This is a genomic window from Neorhizobium sp. T25_13, assembly GCF_002968675.1.
Taxonomy (GTDB): domain Bacteria; phylum Pseudomonadota; class Alphaproteobacteria; order Rhizobiales; family Rhizobiaceae; genus Neorhizobium; species Neorhizobium tomejilense.
Map to the genome: position 1 here is coordinate 1 of NZ_PVBI01000012.1, position 17,263 is coordinate 17,263.

General features: G+C 62.4%; 18 protein-coding genes. 16 read left to right on the forward strand and 2 right to left on the reverse strand.

The window, feature by feature from the left end:
• Nucleotides 1-471 (forward strand): methyltransferase (locus C5J22_RS23650; RefSeq protein WP_105440252.1); only part of this gene is annotated, 471 nt, incomplete at its 5' end.
• Nucleotides 472-515: 44 nt separating this feature from the next.
• Here the strand turns inward: C5J22_RS23650 and C5J22_RS23655 are convergent.
• A complete protein-coding gene (locus C5J22_RS23655) occupies nucleotides 516-1,100 on the reverse strand; it encodes a glutathione S-transferase N-terminal domain-containing protein (RefSeq protein WP_105440253.1) in 585 nt (194 codons plus the stop codon).
• 125 nt (nucleotides 1,101-1,225) lie between these two features.
• On the opposite strand from C5J22_RS23655, the gene C5J22_RS23660 reads away from it, so the two are divergent.
• On the forward strand, nucleotides 1,226-1,594 hold the full coding sequence (locus C5J22_RS23660) for a helix-turn-helix domain-containing protein (RefSeq protein ID WP_105422611.1): 369 nt from the start codon (nucleotides 1,226-1,228) through the stop codon (nucleotides 1,592-1,594).
• A 54-nt stretch (nucleotides 1,595-1,648) separates the two neighbouring features.
• Here C5J22_RS23660 and C5J22_RS23665 read toward each other — a convergent pair whose 3' ends face one another.
• Nucleotides 1,649-2,074 carry a hypothetical protein gene (locus C5J22_RS23665; protein ID WP_105440254.1) on the reverse strand — a complete coding sequence of 142 codons (426 nt, stop codon included), beginning with the start codon at nucleotides 2,072-2,074 and terminating at the stop codon, nucleotides 1,649-1,651.
• 288 nt (nucleotides 2,075-2,362) lie between these two features.
• Between C5J22_RS23665 and sdhC the strand changes: the two genes are divergently transcribed.
• From sdhC to C5J22_RS23735, 14 genes are all read left to right on the forward strand, one after another.
• Nucleotides 2,363-2,755: a succinate dehydrogenase, cytochrome b556 subunit gene (sdhC, locus tag C5J22_RS23670; RefSeq protein ID WP_046637443.1), complete on the forward strand. Its 393-nt coding sequence runs from the start codon at nucleotides 2,363-2,365 to the stop codon at nucleotides 2,753-2,755.
• An 11-nt stretch (nucleotides 2,756-2,766) separates the two neighbouring features.
• Nucleotides 2,767-3,147, forward strand: a complete 381-nt coding sequence (sdhD, locus tag C5J22_RS23675; protein WP_105404581.1) for a succinate dehydrogenase, hydrophobic membrane anchor protein — start codon at nucleotides 2,767-2,769, stop codon at nucleotides 3,145-3,147.
• Between the two features lie 7 nt (nucleotides 3,148-3,154).
• Nucleotides 3,155-4,996 (forward strand): succinate dehydrogenase flavoprotein subunit, encoded by a 1,842-nt coding sequence (gene sdhA / locus C5J22_RS23680; protein WP_105425954.1) that lies wholly within the window; start codon nucleotides 3,155-3,157, stop codon nucleotides 4,994-4,996.
• A gap of 17 nt (nucleotides 4,997-5,013) precedes the next feature.
• Nucleotides 5,014-5,793 carry a succinate dehydrogenase iron-sulfur subunit gene (locus C5J22_RS23685; protein ID WP_007757759.1) on the forward strand — a complete coding sequence of 260 codons (780 nt, stop codon included), beginning with the start codon at nucleotides 5,014-5,016 and terminating at the stop codon, nucleotides 5,791-5,793.
• A 187-nt stretch (nucleotides 5,794-5,980) separates the two neighbouring features.
• A complete protein-coding gene (locus C5J22_RS23690; protein WP_046637470.1) occupies nucleotides 5,981-6,520 on the forward strand; it encodes a protease inhibitor Inh/omp19 family protein in 540 nt (179 codons plus the stop codon).
• Between the two features lie 30 nt (nucleotides 6,521-6,550).
• Nucleotides 6,551-7,714, forward strand: coding sequence for a cell division protein ZapE (zapE, locus tag C5J22_RS23695; protein ID WP_105440255.1), 1,164 nt, complete (start codon nucleotides 6,551-6,553; stop codon nucleotides 7,712-7,714).
• Nucleotides 7,715-7,890: 176 nt separating this feature from the next.
• Nucleotides 7,891-8,853: a malate dehydrogenase gene (gene mdh / locus C5J22_RS23700; RefSeq protein ID WP_007757753.1), complete on the forward strand. Its 963-nt coding sequence runs from the start codon at nucleotides 7,891-7,893 to the stop codon at nucleotides 8,851-8,853.
• A 36-nt stretch (nucleotides 8,854-8,889) separates the two neighbouring features.
• Nucleotides 8,890-10,083, forward strand: a complete 1,194-nt coding sequence (gene sucC / locus C5J22_RS23705) for an ADP-forming succinate--CoA ligase subunit beta (RefSeq protein WP_046665079.1) — start codon at nucleotides 8,890-8,892, stop codon at nucleotides 10,081-10,083.
• A gap of 19 nt (nucleotides 10,084-10,102) precedes the next feature.
• The gene (gene sucD, locus C5J22_RS23710) at nucleotides 10,103-11,008 is read left to right on the forward strand and encodes a succinate--CoA ligase subunit alpha (RefSeq protein WP_046665078.1); all 906 of its coding nucleotides are present in this window, start codon (nucleotides 10,103-10,105) and stop codon (nucleotides 11,006-11,008) included.
• A gap of 238 nt (nucleotides 11,009-11,246) precedes the next feature.
• Complete coding sequence (locus C5J22_RS23715) at nucleotides 11,247-14,243, forward strand: 2-oxoglutarate dehydrogenase E1 component (RefSeq protein ID WP_105440346.1); 2,997 nt, start codon at nucleotides 11,247-11,249, stop codon at nucleotides 14,241-14,243.
• 57 nt (nucleotides 14,244-14,300) lie between these two features.
• Nucleotides 14,301-15,557, forward strand: coding sequence for a 2-oxoglutarate dehydrogenase complex dihydrolipoyllysine-residue succinyltransferase (gene odhB, locus C5J22_RS23720; protein ID WP_105440256.1), 1,257 nt, complete (start codon nucleotides 14,301-14,303; stop codon nucleotides 15,555-15,557).
• Nucleotides 15,558-15,572: 15 nt separating this feature from the next.
• The gene (locus C5J22_RS23725) at nucleotides 15,573-15,989 is read left to right on the forward strand and encodes an MAPEG family protein (RefSeq protein ID WP_046665075.1); all 417 of its coding nucleotides are present in this window, start codon (nucleotides 15,573-15,575) and stop codon (nucleotides 15,987-15,989) included.
• 16 nt (nucleotides 15,990-16,005) lie between these two features.
• A complete protein-coding gene (locus tag C5J22_RS23730) occupies nucleotides 16,006-16,494 on the forward strand; it encodes a hypothetical protein (protein WP_245440517.1) in 489 nt (162 codons plus the stop codon).
• Nucleotides 16,491-17,243, forward strand: a complete 753-nt coding sequence (locus C5J22_RS23735; RefSeq protein ID WP_105440258.1) for an SDR family oxidoreductase — start codon at nucleotides 16,491-16,493, stop codon at nucleotides 17,241-17,243. The genes C5J22_RS23730 and C5J22_RS23735 overlap by 4 nt, the downstream gene beginning before the upstream one ends.
• Nucleotides 17,244-17,263 lie beyond the last annotated feature (20 nt).

Below are 17,263 nucleotides of genomic sequence, written 5' to 3' on the forward strand. Positions count from 1 at the left end.
GGCGGGCAGGGGCTTGCGCGTTATATCCTCGATCATCCGGAAACGGTCGCGGGCAAAGAGGTGCTGGATTTCGCCAGCGGCTCCGGTCTGGTGGCGATTGCCGCCCGGCTCGCCGGCGCCGCCGAGGTGCTGGCCGCGGATATCGATCCCTGGGCTGCGAGCGCCATAGCGCTGAATGCTGCCGAGAACGTGGTGGCGATGCGCTCCACCGCCGACGACCAGATCGGCAAGGCTGTCGAGGCGGATGTCATCCTGGCCGGCGATGTTTTCTACGACCGTGATTTTGCGGCCGCGTTGATCCCCTGGTTCACGCGGCTCGCGGGTGAGGGAAAGCTGGTTCTGGTCGGCGATCCCGGCCGCAGCTACCTTCCGAAGGACAGGCTCAAGTCGCTGGCGGTCTATCAGGTGCCGGTCACCCGGGCGCTGGAAGACAGCGAGGTGAAGACGACGACCGTCTGGCGGTTTGGGTAGTTGGTGCGGAGCTTGTGCTGCCGATTTGCTTTATCGCCGGGTGATCAGGCCAATCCCTCCTCGGCGAACGCCTGGATCACAGACGGACGCATCTTCATATGCGCGAAGCAGTTGCGCAGGCGAGCCGGCAGTTCGACGCCGCTCCTGGGCGCAACCATCAGAACCCAGAACAAATAGCAGTCGGCAATCGTCATCTCGTCGCTGATCAGGAATTTCCTGTCGCCCATCTGGTCGGCAAGGATGGTGAAGGCTTTCGCAAGCTTTTCGCAGGCACGCACCTTCTCCGGTTCCGGGAAGTCCTTGAAGAAGGGGACATAGTTCGCATGGATTTCGGACGACATGAAGGCGAGTGCCTCCAGCGTCCGCCACCGGGCAATGCCGCCTTCTGGCAGAAGCTTGCCGCTCTGTTCGGCAATATAGTTCAGGATGACCTGGTTTTCCGTCAGGATCGTTCCGTCATCGAGCTCAAGGGTCGGGATGTAGCCCTTCGGGTTGATCGACAAGAAATCTCGGCCGTCCTCGGTCTTCTTTTCACGGTTTATGCTGAGGAGCTTGTAGGCAGTTCCGGTCTCGATGAGGGCGATATGATCGGCCAGGCTGCAGGCCGCAGGGTAGTAGAAAAGGTTCATGGTGGTCTCCTTGCGATAGGCCTGCCTCAGCAATGATTTAGCGGGGGAAGGTCTACAATGTTGACCACAGCCATTTATGTGACCAAATAATCCCCGTCAAAAGCATATTTTTAGGAGCTGGTCAGATGGATGTGACCACCAAGCCGGCAGGAGCCGACTGCAAAGCTGTCAGCGAGATTCTAAGCCGGGTGGGTGACAAATGGACGATCCAGGTCGTCGTTGCATTGATGTCGGGTTCACGACGTTTCAACGGGATCAAGCGGTATGTCAGCGGTATTTCACAGCAGATGCTGACGCGGACACTCAAGACGCTTGAGCGCGACGGTATGGTCGAACGTACCGTTCACCACAGCACCCCGCCGCAGGTCGAATACACTTTGACGCCGCTCGGGCACTCGCTGGCGGAGACCGCGCATCAGCTTGCCCATTGGGCGGCAGCCCATCAGCTGGAAATCGAAGGCAATCGCCTTCAATACGACGTCCGTACATCGTGAAACGATTTGCGGTGGCTCATGCTGCGATCACGCCGCTGAACTCGTCTCAGCCCCTCAATTCCCGCCGCGGATGACGCAGACGCCGGCTTCGTAGGAGCAGGCGTTTCCGAAGCCGCGCAGGCCGCTGTCGACATCGATGATCTTGGCCTTGGGCGCGAGCACCACGCGGCCTTGCTCCGCCCACCAGTAGTCTTCCGAAAAATAGCGCGCGAAATGGATACCGAAATCGGGGATCGGGGGAGCCTGCAGCGGCCCGCTGAAAATGCCGAGCCGGCGGACGAAGGATGCCGTGCCGGTATAGAAGACGCGGAAGCTTTCCACGTCCGGCGCGCGGTCCTCCCGTTCCGTCCAGCGATTGCCTGCCAGCCGGTAGACGCTGCTGTCGGCATCGCTCCGGCCGTCGCGGGCGTTCGTGGCGGATGCGAGCGACGCAAAAAACGCCGCGGCGACCAGGACAGGCTTGATGCGATTCGCGATCATGGCGAAACTCCGGAGGATATGATTAACGAAACGTTATCATAAAACGGCTCCTCCCGTCCCGACGGCAACGAAATCTTTCGAAAGTGTAGTTAATGTGACAGCCGGGTTTGAACCGCATCAGCCCCGAGAAAGCCACAATCGATTAAATTGGAAATCCGTTTGAATTGTTCTTGTCGTCCGACATTCGTACGATTAAACCACGCCAATGATGCAATGCACATTTCTTCGGCATCGCGTGCATTGCCGGGCACCCGCTCTTGATACCGCATACGACGCCGCGAGGTTCTGATGGCGAATGTGACAAATAACCGGCCCCTGTCGCCGCATCTTCAAATCTACAAATTTATTCCCACCATGGCGATGTCGATCGTTCACCGCATAACCGGTGCGGCGCTTTACTTCGGCACGCTGCTGGTCGCCGCCTGGCTGATCGCGGCCGCGTCCGGCGAGGAGTATTTCAACCAGGTCAACTGGCTGTTCGGCTCGATCATCGGCCAGATCGTCCTGTTCGGTTATACCTGGGCCCTTCTTCACCATCTGCTCGGCGGCCTGCGCCACATCATGTGGGATATCGGCTACGGGTTCGAGAAGGAATTCTCGACCATGCTCGCCAAGGCCAATCTCGTGGCTTCCATCGCGCTGACCGTTCTGGTCTGGGCGATCGTGCTCATCGTTCGCTGAGGGGATCGATCATGGATATGCGCACTCCTCTCGGAAAAGTTCGCGGCCTCGGCTCGGCCAAGAGCGGCACGGAGCATTTCTGGCGTGTTCGGACCACGTCGCTCGCCCTCGTCCCGCTTCTCCTCTTCTATGTCGTCTTCCTGATCGCCTATGGCGGCAGGCCTTATGCCGAAGTGGTCGGCGCGCTCGCCAATCCCTTCGTCGCGACGATCAACGGGCTGACGGTCATCGCCAGCATCATCCACATGCGTCTCGGCATGGAAGAGATCATCCAGGACTATATCCATTCCGAAATCACGAAGATCGTTCTTCTGATCCTCAACGCCTTCTTTTCCCTCGCGGTGGGCGGCCTCTGTCTTTTCGCCGTCCTGAAAATCGCATTTGCAGGATAACCCCGTCATGGCATCCGTCACCCCCATCGCCCAGAACGGCAAGGCCTATACCTATGTCGACCATTCCTATGACGTGATCGTCGTCGGCGCCGGCGGCGCCGGCCTGCGCGCCACGCTCGGCATGGCCGAACAGGGTTTCAAGACCGCCTGCATCACCAAGGTCTTCCCGACCCGCTCGCACACCGTGGCCGCCCAGGGCGGCATCGCCGCCTCGCTGCAGAACATGACGCCGGATAGCTGGCAGTGGCACCTCTACGACACCGTCAAGGGTTCCGACTGGCTTGGCGACGTCGATGCCATGCAGTACATGGTCATGGAAGCGCCGAAGGCCGTCTACGAACTCGAGCACTACGGCGTGCCCTTCTCCCGTAACGAAGAAGGCAAGATCTACCAGCGCCCGTTCGGCGGCCACATGCAGAACTTTGGCGCCGGCCCTCCGGTGCAGCGTACCTGCGCTGCGGCAGACCGCACCGGCCACGCCATCCTGCACACGCTTTACGGCCAGTCGCTGAAGAACAACGCGGAATTCTTCATCGAATATTTCGCGCTCGACCTGATCATGTCTGACGACGGACGCTGCACCGGCGTCGTCGCCTGGAACCTCGACGACGGCACCATCCATCGCTTTGCCGCCAAGATGGTGGTGCTGGCGACCGGCGGTTACGGCCGCGCCTATTTCTCGGCAACGTCTGCCCATACCTGCACCGGCGACGGCGGCGGCATGGTGGCTCGCGCCGGCCTGCCTCTGCAGGACATGGAATTCGTGCAGTTCCACCCGACCGGCATCTACGGCTCCGGCTGTCTGATCACCGAAGGCGCACGCGGCGAAGGCGGTTACCTCGTCAATTCCGAGGGCGAGCGCTTCATGGAGCGTTACGCGCCGTCGGCGAAGGACCTCGCTTCCCGCGACGTCGTCTCGCGCTGCATGACGCTGGAAATCCGCGAAGGCCGCGGCGTCGGCAAGAACAAGGACCACATCTTCCTGCATCTCGACCATCTCGATCCGGCCGTTCTGCACGAACGCCTGCCGGGTATTTCCGAGAGCGCCAAGATCTTTGCGGGCGTCGACGTGACGCGGGAGCCGATCCCGGTCCTGCCCACCGTGCATTACAACATGGGCGGCATCCCGACCAATTTCTGGGGTGAAGTGCTCAACGCCGACAGCAACAATCCGGAACGCCTGCTGCCCGGCCTGATGGCCGTCGGCGAAGCGGGCTGCGCTTCGGTTCACGGCGCCAACCGCCTCGGCTCCAACTCGCTGATCGACCTCGTGGTCTTCGGCCGCGCCGCGGCGATCCGCGCCGGCGAGGTGATCAACAAGGCCGAGCCGATCCCAGCGCTCAACATCGCCGCCTGCGACAAGATCATGGAACGCTTCGACCGCCTGCGGAACGCCAATGGCGGCACGCCGACCGCGGTGCTGCGCGACAAGATGCAGCGCACCATGCAGGATGACGCCGCCGTGTTCCGCACGCAGGAATCGCTGGAATCGGGCTGCAAGCGCATGTCGGCGATCTGGGGCGAGCTGAAGGACATCAAGGTCACCGACCGTTCGATGATCTGGAATTCGGACCTGGTCGAGACGCTGGAACTCGAAAACCTGATGGCAAACGCGATCGCCACCGTGGTCGGCGCGGAAGCCCGCAAGGAAAGCCGTGGCTCCCACGCCCGCGAGGACTACACGTCCGGCCCGTTCGGCGGCCGCGACGACGAGAACTGGCGCAAGCATACGCTTGCCTGGGTCAGCGACAACGGCGACGTCAAGCTCGACTATCGCCCGGTTCACACCGAGCTCATCGCCGAAGGCATCGATCCGTACAAGATCGAGCCGAAGGCACGCGTTTACTGATCTGAGGGAACTGGACCATGGTTGAACTCGCTCTTCCCAAGAACTCTCAGATGACCGAAGGCAAGACCTGGCCGAAGCCGGCGGGTGCCAAGAACGTCCGGGAATTCCGCATCTACCGCTGGAACCCGGATGACGGCCAGAACCCGCGCATCGACACCTATTATATCGATGTCGACGATTGCGGCCCGATGGTTCTCGACGGTCTGCTCTACATCAAGAACAATATCGACCCGACGCTGACGCTGCGCCGCTCCTGTCGCGAGGGCATCTGCGGCTCCTGCGCCATGAACATCGACGGCACCAACACGCTCGCCTGCACCAAGGGCATGGACGACGTGAAGGGCACCGTGAAGGTCTATCCGCTGCCGCATATGCCTGTGGTCAAGGACCTGGTTCCGGACCTCACCAACTTCTACGCCCAGCACCGCTCGATCGAGCCCTGGCTGAAGACGGTTTCGCCGCCGCCGGCCAAGGAATGGAAGCAGAGCCACGAGGACCGCCAGAAGCTCGACGGCCTCTACGAGTGCATCCTGTGCGCCTGCTGCTCCACCTCCTGTCCGAGCTACTGGTGGAACGGCGACCGTTACCTCGGCCCGGCCACCTTGCTGCAGGCCTATCGCTGGCTGATCGATAGCCGCGACGAAGCCAAGGGCGAGCGCCTCGACAATCTCGAGGATCCCTTCCGGCTCTATCGCTGCCACACGATCATGAACTGCGCCCAGACCTGCCCCAAGGGCCTGAATCCGGCCAAGGCAATCGCTGAAATCAAGAAGATGATGGTCGAGCGCCGCGTCTGAGGCGTTCTCGACATTTGATGCCTCATTCGGTCCTCGCGTCGGCGGGACCGGATGCATTGCAGCATTCTTCTTGGTCAGCCATGCCGAATTGTTCCAGTACGACTTGATTAACCACGGTGGTTTACGGTAATTCGGTCTCAATTCAGTGGCATCGGTGGCGGGTCAAGCTGAAAGCAGGAGTTAGATGATGCAGTTCAGATACGTGGCGACGGGACTTGTTCTTGCCTTGGCACTGGCCGGTTGCCAGCGCACCTCCTATAGCCCCTATAGTGATCTGCCCGCCCAACCCTCTCAGCCGGCGCCGCTTCAGGCGCAGCCCGTGCCGTCCGTTCAGGGCGGCCAGCTGCCGCCGCCTCCCGGCACTGCCGGTTCCTCCCAGTTCCCGAGCGCGCCCGGCGCAAATCCTGCCATGGCGTCGGCCAATGCCGCACCGCCTGCGACTGCGCTCGACATCAAGAAGGAAGCGATGGTCGGCAACTGGCGTGTGTCCAATTCCGGTTCGTCCTGCGACATGTTCCTGACACTCACCAATCTCGGCGGCGGTTCGCGCGGCGGTACCCGCGGCTGTGCCGGCGAACTGACGGCGATGGGCTCCTGGGACGTGTCGGGCAAGATGGTCCAGTTCAAGAACCGGGCCGGCGACGTGATCGGACGCGTCTACAAGAGCGCCGAGAACCGCTTCGACGGTACGATGAACTCCGGCCAGCCGGTCAGCCTCAGCCGCTAAGCGGTTCCCCGCAGTATCGAGGGCGTCCGGTTGGAACCCATTCCCGAATACACGACGAGCGTCGGCGAGGAGCTGAAGGCTTTGACCGTGTCGGGTGTGCTGACCGCTGACGCAGCCCAGCTGGCGGTTGCCGTCAAGCTCGACCATCTGCTGACCTGCCTTCGCGAGACGGGACCTGCCAAGAAGAAGAGCGCGCTCGGCTGGCTTTTCGCCAAGGGCGGCGGGCGGCCGCGCGAAATCCGCGGGCTTTACGTGCATGGCAGCGTTGGTCGCGGCAAGACCATGCTGATGGACATGTTCTTCAAGAAGGCGCCGACGACAAAGAAGCGCCGGGCGCATTTCCACGAGTTCATGGCGGATGTGCATAACCGCATTCACGACCATCGCCAGAAGCTGAAGCGCGGCGAGACCAAGCAGGCCGATCCCGTGCCGCCGGTCGCTGCCGCTCTCTTTGCGGAGGCCGAGCTTCTCTGCTTCGACGAATTCTCGGTCACCGACATCACCGATGCGATGATCCTGGCGCGGCTGTTCACGGAGCTGTTCGGGCTCGGCTGCGTGCTGGTCGCGACCTCCAACGTGGCCCCCGGCGATCTTTACAGGGACGGGCTGAACCGCGGGCTGTTCCTGCCGTTCGTCGCGCTTCTCAACCGCTACGTGGACGTGGTCACCCTCGACTCGCCCAACGACTACCGCATGCAGAAGCAAGCAAGCCTGCCGGTCTACGTGACGCCGCTCGATGCGCGCGCCGACGCCGCGATGGAATCCGCCTGGCACCAGGTGACCGAAGGCAAGAAGGCGGCGCCTGCCGAGATTCCCATGAAGGGCCGCAGCATCCACGTGCCCTCCGTCGCCGGGCGGGCGGCGCGCTTCGATTTCAAGGACATCTGCGGCAAGCCGCTCGGGGCGTCGGACTATCTGGCGCTCGCCGCTCGCTTCGACGCAATCTTCGTCGAGCGCGTTCCGCAGCTCGGGCCGGAGAAGCGCAACGAAACCAAGCGGCTGATCAACCTCGTCGATGCGCTCTACGACCACGCGGTCCGGCTCTACATTTCCGCGGCGACCGCGCCGGAAGATATCCTCCTGGAGCGAAAAGGCACAGAAGGCTTCGAGTTCGACCGCACCGTCTCGCGTCTTTTTGAGATGCGCAGCCCGGACTATCTTGCACTGCACCAGGAAAAGCGCCGCCAACTTTAACGGTTTGGTGACAGAAAATCTTACGTTTACGTAAGAGTTTTAACATCTAACCGATTGAAAAAGTTGGGCCGGAAATAATCGATTGCCATTTCAGGCGGATGGCGGTATGCGGTCTGGCACGTTGGTAGGCGAGCCGTAGTCTGCCATGGATTCGGATCTCGAAAGGAAGCTTTTCGATGGCGCGCAAGAAGATCGCACTTATTGGTTCTGGCATGATCGGTGGAACGCTGGCGCATCTCGCCAGCCTGAAGGAATTGGGCGACATCGTCCTCTTCGACATCGCTGACGGCATCCCGCAGGGCAAAGGCCTCGATATCGCCCAGTCCGGCCCGGTCGAGGGCTTCAATGCCAAGCTTTCCGGCGCCAGCGACTACGCGGCTATCGAAGGCGCCGATGTCTGCATCGTCACCGCCGGCGTCGCCCGCAAGCCGGGCATGAGCCGCGACGACCTGCTCGGCATCAACTTGAAGGTCATGGAACAGGTCGGCGCCGGCATCAAGAAATATGCCCCGAACGCCTTCGTGATCTGCATCACCAACCCGCTCGACGCGATGGTCTGGGCTCTCCAGAAATTCTCGGGCCTGCCGAAGAACATGGTCGTCGGCATGGCCGGCGTGCTCGACAGCGCCCGCTTCCGCCTCTTCCTTTCCGAAGAATTCAACGTTTCCGTCCAGGACGTCACCGCCTTCGTTCTCGGCGGCCATGGCGACACGATGGTGCCGCTCGCCCGTTATTCGACCGTCGGCGGCGTACCGCTCACCGACCTCGTCAAGATGGGCTGGGTCACCAAGGAACGTCTCGAAGAAATCATCCAGCGCACCCGTGACGGCGGCGCCGAAATCGTCGGCCTCCTGAAGACCGGTTCGGCCTATTACGCGCCGGCCGCCTCGGCGATCGAAATGGCCGAGTCCTTCCTCAAGGACAAGAAGCGCGTTCTGCCGGCTGCCGCCTATCTCTCCGGCCAGTACGGCGTGAAGGACATGTATGTCGGCGTTCCGACGATCATCGGCGCCGGTGGCGTCGAGCGCATCATCGAGGTCGAGTTCAACAAGGACGAAGAAGCCGCCTTCCAGAAGTCCGTCGGCGCCGTTGCCGGCCTCTGCGAAGCCTGCATCAACATCGCCCCGGCTCTCAAGTAATTGACGCGCTGAAGTCATCGAAACAGGGATAAACCCATGAACATTCATGAATATCAGGCCAAGGCTCTGCTGAAGGGCTATGGCGCGCCGGTTGCGGAAGGTGTCGCGATCCTCAAGGCTGACGAGGCCGAGGCTGCTGCGAAGTCGCTGCCGGGTCCGCTTTACGTCGTCAAGAGCCAGATCCATGCGGGCGGCCGCGGCAAGGGCAAGTTCAAGGAACTCGGCCCCGACGCCAAGGGCGGCGTTCGCCTCGCCTTCTCGATCGAGGAAGCCAAGGCGCATGCCAAGGAAATGCTCGGCAACACGCTGGTGACCGCGCAGACCGGCGAAGCCGGCAAGCAGGTCAACCGCCTCTATATCGAAGACGGCGCCGACATTGCCCGCGAACTCTATTGCTCGCTGCTGGTGGACCGCTCGGTCGGCCGCGTCGCATTCGTGGTTTCGACCGAAGGCGGCATGGACATCGAAGCCGTTGCCCACGACACGCCTGAGAAGATCCAGACGATCGCCATCGATCCGGAAGCCGGCGTGACGGCTGCGGACATCGCCGCGATCTCCAAGGCTCTGGAACTCGACGGCGCTGCCGGCGAAGATGCCAAGTCGCTCTTCCCGCTGCTCTACAAGGCCTTCAACGAGAAGGACATGGCCCTTCTCGAGATCAACCCGCTGATCGTCATGAAGAACGGCCACTTGCGCGTTCTCGACGCGAAGATGTCGTTCGACGGCAACGCGCTCTTCCGTCACGACGACGTCAAGGCGCTGCGCGACGAGACCGAAGAAGACGCCAAGGAAATCGAAGCCTCCAAGTGGGACCTCGCCTATGTCGCGCTCGACGGCAATATCGGCTGCATGGTCAACGGTGCCGGTCTCGCCATGGCGACGATGGACATCATCAAGCTCTACGGCAAGGAACCGGCTAACTTCTGCGACGTCGGCGGCGGCGCCGGCAAGGAGAAGGTGGCTGCGGCCTTCAAGATCATCACCGCGGACCCGAAGGTCGAGGGCATCCTCGTCAACATCTTCGGCGGCATCATGCGCTGCGACGTCATCGCCGAAGGCGTTGTCGCCGCGGTTCAGGAAGTCGGCTTGAAGGTTCCGTTGGTGGTGCGCCTCGAAGGCACCAATGTCGAACTCGGCAAGAAAATCCTCAATGAGTCCGGTCTCGCGATCACTGCGGCTGACGATCTTGACGACGCGGCGAAGAAGATCGTCGCGGCGATCGAAGCCTAACCTGGAAGGACCGGAATCAATGTCTATTCTCGTTAACAAAGACACGAAGGTCATCGTCCAGGGCCTGACCGGGAAGACCGGCACCTTCCACACGGAACAGGCGCTTGGCTACTACGGCACCAAGATGGTGGGCGGCGTTCATCCCAAGAAGGGCGGCGAATCGTGGTCGTCCGGCGTCGACGGTACGGCGCTGCCGATCTTCACTTCGGTTGCCGAAGCCAGGGAACGGACCGGCGCCGACGCGACCGTGATCTACGTTCCGCCGGCAGGCGCCGCGGACGCGATCATCGAAGCGATCGAAGCCGAAGTTCCCTTCATCACCTGCATCACCGAAGGCATCCCGGTCATGGACATGGTCCGCGTCAAGGCTCGCCTCGACCGTTCCAAGTCGCGTCTGCTCGGCCCCAACTGCCCGGGCATCCTGACCCCGGAAGAATGCAAGATCGGCATCATGCCGGGCTCGATCTTCCGCAAGGGTTCGGTCGGCATCGTTTCCCGCTCGGGCACGCTGACCTATGAGGCCGTGTTCCAGACTTCGAACGAAGGCCTCGGCCAGACCACCGCTGTCGGCATCGGCGGCGACCCGGTCAAGGGCACCGAGTTCATCGACGTGCTGGAAATGTTCCTCGCTGACGAAGCCACGACCTCGATCATCATGATCGGCGAAATCGGCGGTTCGGCTGAAGAAGATGCGGCTCAGTTCCTGAAGGACGAAGCCAAGAAGGGTCGCAGCAAGCCGATGGCCGGCTTCATCGCAGGCCGTACCGCACCGAAGGGCCGCACGATGGGCCATGCCGGTGCAGTGGTTTCCGGCGGCAAGGGCGATGCGGAATCGAAGATCGCGGCCATGGAATCGGCAGGCATCAAGGTGTCGCCGTCTCCGGCCCGCCTCGGCAAGACCTTGGTTGAAGTCCTCAAGGGCTGACGCCACATAAAGGACACTCGCCGCCTAGATAGATAGGTGGCGATTGATCCGACAAGCTTCGGACAGGCGAAGCGCCACATTGTTTCGCCTGTCCATGTTTTGCGTCTCTCAATTTCTGGAGACGCGTGACCGCCAAGCGCGGTTCGGTACCAAGACGAAGACCAAGAAAATGCGGAGGCCGGAGATATATTCCGGCTCCGATTACGTCAGGAGGCGGGCGCGGCGCCCGCAGATAACCATGGCACGGCAAGAAGCCAACGAGCAGTTCCTCATCACCTCTTTCCTCGACGGACAGAACGCGGCCTATATCGAGCAGCTTCATGCTCGTTACGAGGACGATCCGACATCCGTCGCGCCGGAATGGCAGGCCTTCTTCAAGGCACTCGCCGACAATCCGGACGATGTGAAGGCGGCGGCGAAGGGTGCCTCCTGGCAGCGCAAGAACTGGCCGATCACGGCCAATGGCGAGCTGGTCTCGGCGCTCGACGGCAACTGGCCGATCGTCGAAAAGGCGATCGAAACCAAAGTCAAGGCGAAGGCTGAAGCTGCCGCCGTTGCGACCGGCAAGCCGGTCAACGAAACCGATGTGCTGCAGGCGACGCGGGATTCGGTGCGCGCCATCATGATGATCCGCGCCTATCGCATGCGGGGCCACCTGCATGCCAAGCTCGATCCGCTCGGTATTGCCAGCGCGGTCGAGGACTATAACGAGCTTTCGCCGACGGCTTACGGCTTCACGGAAGCCGATTACGACCGCAAGATCTTCATCGACAACGTGCTCGGCCTCGAATACGCGACGCTCCGCGAGATGATCGAGATCCTCGAGCGCACCTATTGCTCGACGCTGGGCGTCGAATTCATGCATATCTCCAATCCGGAAGAGAAGTCCTGGATCCAGGAGCGCATCGAGGGCCCCGGCAAGGGCGTCGAATTCACCGCCAACGGCAAGAAGGCGATCCTTCAGAAGCTGGTGGAAGCGGAAGGTTACGAACAGTTCCTGGACGTACGCTTCAAGGGCACCAAGCGCTTCGGCCTTGACGGCGGCGAATCGCTGATCCCCGCGCTCGAACAGATCATCAAGCGCGGCGGCCAGGACGGCCTGGAAGAAGTCATCGTCGGCATGGCCCACCGGGGCCGCCTGAACGTTCTGACCAACGTCATGGGCAAGCCGCACCGCGCAGTGTTCCACGAGTTCAAGGGCGGTTCGTTCAAGCCCGACGAAGTCGAAGGCTCGGGCGACGTGAAGTACCATCTCGGCGCTTCTTCTGACCGCGAATTCGACGGCAACACCGTGCACCTGTCGCTTACGGCCAACCCTTCGCATCTGGAAATCGTCAACCCGGTCGTCATGGGCAAGGCGCGCGCCAAGCAGGACATGCGTGCCAAGGTCTGGGAAGGCGACATCATCCCCCTCAAGGAGCGTTCCAAGGTTCTGCCGCTGCTGTTGCACGGCGATGCGGCCTTCGCCGGCCAGGGCGTTGTGGCTGAAATCCTCGGCCTTTCGGGCCTGCGCGGTCATCGCGTCGCCGGCACGATGCACGTCATCATCAACAACCAGATCGGCTTCACCACCAATCCGGCCTTCTCGCGTTCGTCGCCCTACCCGTCCGACGTCGCCAAGATGATCGAGGCGCCGATCTTCCACGTCAACGGCGACGATCCGGAAGCGGTCGTCTACGCCGCCAAGATCGCGACCGAATACCGGATGAAGTTCCACAAGCCGGTGGTCATCGACATGTTCTGCTACCGCCGCTTCGGCCATAACGAAGGCGACGAGCCGGCGTTCACGCAGCCGAAGATGTACAAGGTCATCCGCGCCCACAAGACCGTCGCGCAGATCTATGCCGACCGCCTGATCGCCGAAGCTCTCCTCACCGACGGCGAATTCGAGAAGATGAAGGCCGACTGGCGCGCCAATCTCGAAACCGAGTTCGAGGCCGGCCAGAGCTACAAGCCGAACAAGGCCGACTGGCTGGACGGCCAGTGGTCGGGCCTGCGCTCGGCCGACAATGCCGACGAACAGCGCCGCGGCAAGACCGCGATGCCGATGAAGGAACTGCGCGAGATCGGCCGCAAGCTGTCGACCATTCCGGAAGGCTTCAACGCTCACCGCACCATCAAGCGGTTCATGGAAAACCGCGCCCAGATGGTCGAGACCGGCGAAGGCATCGACTGGGCCATGGCGGAAGCCCTGGCCTTCGGTTCGCTCGCCGTCGAAGGCACCAAGATCCGCCTGTCCGGCCAGGATTGCGAACGCGGCACGTTCTCGCAGCGCCACTCGGTTCTCTACGATCAGGACACCGAAGAGCGCTACATTCCGCTCGCCAACCTGGCGCCGACCCAGGCCCGTTACGAAGTCATCAACTCGATGCTTTCGGAAGAGGCGGTCCTCGGCTTCGAATACGGCTATTCGCTTGCCCGCCCGAACGCGCTGACCCTCTGGGAAGCCCAGTTCGGCGACTTCGCCAACGGTGCGCAGGTCGTGTTCGACCAGTTTATCTCGTCGGGCGAACGCAAGTGGCTGCGCATGTCCGGCCTCGTCTGCCTTCTGCCGCACGGTTATGAAGGACAGGGTCCGGAACATTCCTCGGCACGCCTGGAGCGCTGGCTGCAGATGTGCGCCGAAGACAACATGCAGGTCGCCAACGTCACGACGCCGGCCAACTATTTCCACATCCTGCGCCGGCAGACGAAGCGCGACTTCCGCAAGCCGCTGATCCTGATGACGCCGAAGTCCCTGCTGCGCCACAAGCGGGCTACCTCGACGCTTGCCGAAATGGCCGGCGAATCCTCCTTCCATCGCCTGCTCTGGGACGATGCGGAGGTCATCAAGGACGGCCCGATCAAGCTGCAGAAGGATGCCAAGATTCGTCGCGTCGTGCTCTGCACCGGCAAGGTCTACTACGACCTTCTCGAGGAGCGCGAAAAGCGCGGCATCGACGACATCTACCTGTTGCGCATCGAACAGCTTTATCCGTTCCCGGCCAAGGCCCTGATCAACGAGCTTTCCCGCTTCCGCAACGCGGAAATGGTCTGGTGCCAGGAAGAGCCGAAGAACATGGGTGCGTGGTCGTTCATCGACCCGTATCTGGAATGGGTTCTGGCGCATATCGATGCGAAGTATCAGCGCGTTCGTTACACGGGCCGGCCGGCAGCGGCTTCGCCTGCGACGGGCCAGATGTCGAAGCATCTCGCACAGCTCGAAGCCTTCCTCGAAGACGCGCTCGGCGGCTGATTCCCAGCCGCTTCTCCACTTTTCACAGACACAACCTGACAAACACGGAAACAGATCATGGCCACCGAAATCCGCGTCCCAACCCTCGGAGAGTCCGTCAGCGAGGCAACCGTCGGCACCTGGTTCAAGAAGGTCGGCGATACGGTCAAGGCCGACGAGCCGCTCCTCGAGCTCGAAACGGACAAGGTGACCGTCGAGGTTCCGTCGCCGGCTGCAGGCGTCCTGACCGAGATCGTCGCCGCAAACGGTGAGACCGTCGGCCTCGGCGCCCTGCTCGGCCAGATCGCGGAAGGTGCTGCTGGCACCGCGACCGCCGCTCCGGCTGCAAAGCCTGCCGAAGCCGCGCCGGCCAAGGCTGCCGAACCGGCTGCTCCGGCACCGGTGGCTGCCGCCGCCAGCGCCTCTGCTGCCGCCACATCGATGCCGCCGGCTCCGGCTGCCGCAAAGATCGCTGCGGACAACAACGTCTCGACTGCCGATATCGATGGTTCGGGCAAGCGTGGTCAGGTTCTGAAGGGCGACGTGATCGCTGCCGTCGCCAAGGGCATTTCCGCTCCCGCCCAGACACCTGCCGCTCCGGCGGCACCGCGTCCGGTTTCCTCGGCCGACGACGCATCCCGCGAAGAGCGCGTGAAGATGACGCGCCTGCGCCAGACGATCGCCCGCCGCCTCAAGGACGCGCAGAACACCGCCGCCATGCTGACCACCTATAACGAGGTGGACATGAAGGCGGTGATGGACCTGCGAAACCGCTACAAGGACGTGTTCGAGAAGAAGCATGGCGTCAAGCTCGGCTTCATGGGCTTCTTCACCAAGGCCGTGACCCACGCGCTGAAGGAACTGCCGGCCGTCAACGCCGAGATCGACGGCACCGACATCATCTACAAGCAGTATTGCCATGTCGGCGTCGCCGTCGGCACCGACAAGGGCCTCGTGGTTCCGGTCGTGCGCAATGCCGACCAGATGTCGATCGCCGAAATCGAGAAGGATATCGGCCGCCTCGGCAAGCTCGCCCGCGACGGCCAGCTCTCCATGGCAGACATGCAGGGCGGCACGTTCACCATCTCCAACGGCGGCGTCTACGGTTCGCTGATGTCCTCGCCGATCCTCAACGCGCCGCAGTCCGGCATTTTGGGCATGCACAAGATCCAGGACCGCCCGGTCGTCGTCGGCGGCCAGATCGTCATCCGCCCGATGATGTATCTCGCGCTCTCCTATGACCACCGCATGGTGGACGGCAAGGAAGCCGTGACCTTCCTGGTGCGCGTCAAGGAAAGCCTCGAGGATCCGGAACGCCTGGTTCTCGATCTCTAAGACGGGAATGGACCCATGGAAACGCTCGGGGTTACCGCAACGCCATACATGACGCTGCTGGCCTTGAGCGTTGTCCTTCTGGTGTTCCACATTCTGCTGCAGGGTACACTCTCTACTCGCGAACTTGGTCGTGAATGGAACGCCGGCCCGCGGGACCAGGGACTGGCGCCGAGGGGCCGATTCGCGGGGCGTGCCGAACGCGCCTCGAAGAATTTCCAGGAGACCTATCCGGCGTTCGTCGGCCTGCTGCTCGGCGTTGCCTTTGCGGGAGACGACGCGTCCGGCTGGGGACTGATCGGCGGCTGGATCTGGCTGGTCTCCCGGGTCGTCTATATCCCGCTCTACATGGGCGGCGTGCCCTATATCCGGTCCCTCGTCTGGACGGTGAGCCTGATCGGGCTTCTCGCCATGACCATCGCGCTCTTCCGGTGACGCCATGATCGCATCCTTGAAAACATGGCTTCCGATACTGTGCCTTGTGCCGGGCGTGGCAGCGGCTGCCGAGCGATGCGCGATCGAGAAGGCGGTGTTCGTCGAGGCGACTGCCGGGACCGTGCTTGCGTTCAAGCCGGTCGGTTCGGATGCCGCCGTGGTCAGCCATCTCTTCACGATCACCGGGGGCAAGCTGAAGCTCGACGGCAACGTCATGTATGACGACGAGTCCAAGCGTCCCGGCGGCATGGTGACGAACAATTGCCCGCAGGGCGATGCGACGGGCGCGGAACTTCGGGCCTGCACCGTCTGGACCGGCGTGCCCTATGCCCTTGATGTGGCGACCGGCCATGTCGACATATTGGGCGCCGCGAATACCGCGGCACCGGACGCGATCCTGATCCCGGGCTTCGGCCCGGCGGTCCGCCATTCGACACTGTGGGGCAAGAGCGGTCTGAAACAGGTCCCCTGGGACCTGTACGAGTTCAAGGAATGCAAGGCATGAGCGAAAACCCTGTTCTCCTGGTGACCGGCGGAAGCCGCGGCATCGGTGCGGCGGTCTCGCTCATGGCCGCCAGCCGTGGCTGGCGCGTAGCGGTGAACTACGCCTCCAATCAGGAGGCTGCCGAAAAGGTGGTTTCGGAAATCGAGGCAGCCGGCGGCGAGGCGATCGCCGTTCGGGCGGATGTCGGCAATGCGGCCGAGATCGTCGCGATGTTTCAGGCGGTCGACCGACATTTCGGGCGGCTGGACGGGCTGGTCAACAATGCCGGGATCGTCGACATGCCGCAGCGCATCGACGAGATGAGCGCGGAACGCATCGAGCGGATGATGCGGATCAATGTCACGGGTTCGATCCTCTGTGCCGGGGAAGCGGTGCGCCGCATGTCGACGAGACATGGCGGCAAGGGTGGCGCGATCGTCAATATCTCGTCCATGGCCGCCAAGCTTGGCTCCCCGGGACAATATGTCGATTACGCCGCTTCGAAGGCGGCGATCGATACGCTGACCATCGGCCTGGCGCGCGAAGTTGCGACCGAAGGCGTGCGCGTCAACGCGATCCGCCCGGGCATTATCGACACGGATATCCACGCGTCCGGCGGCCTGCCGGACCGGGCGCGCGACATGGCGCCCAGCGTTCCCATGCAACGGCCGGGCAAGGCGGAAGAAGTGGCGGATGCCGTCCTCTATTTTCTGTCGCCAGCGGCTTCCTACGTAACCGGCGCCATACTCGACGTGAGCGGCGGGCGCTAAGAGATGAAGAGAAGGAAAAA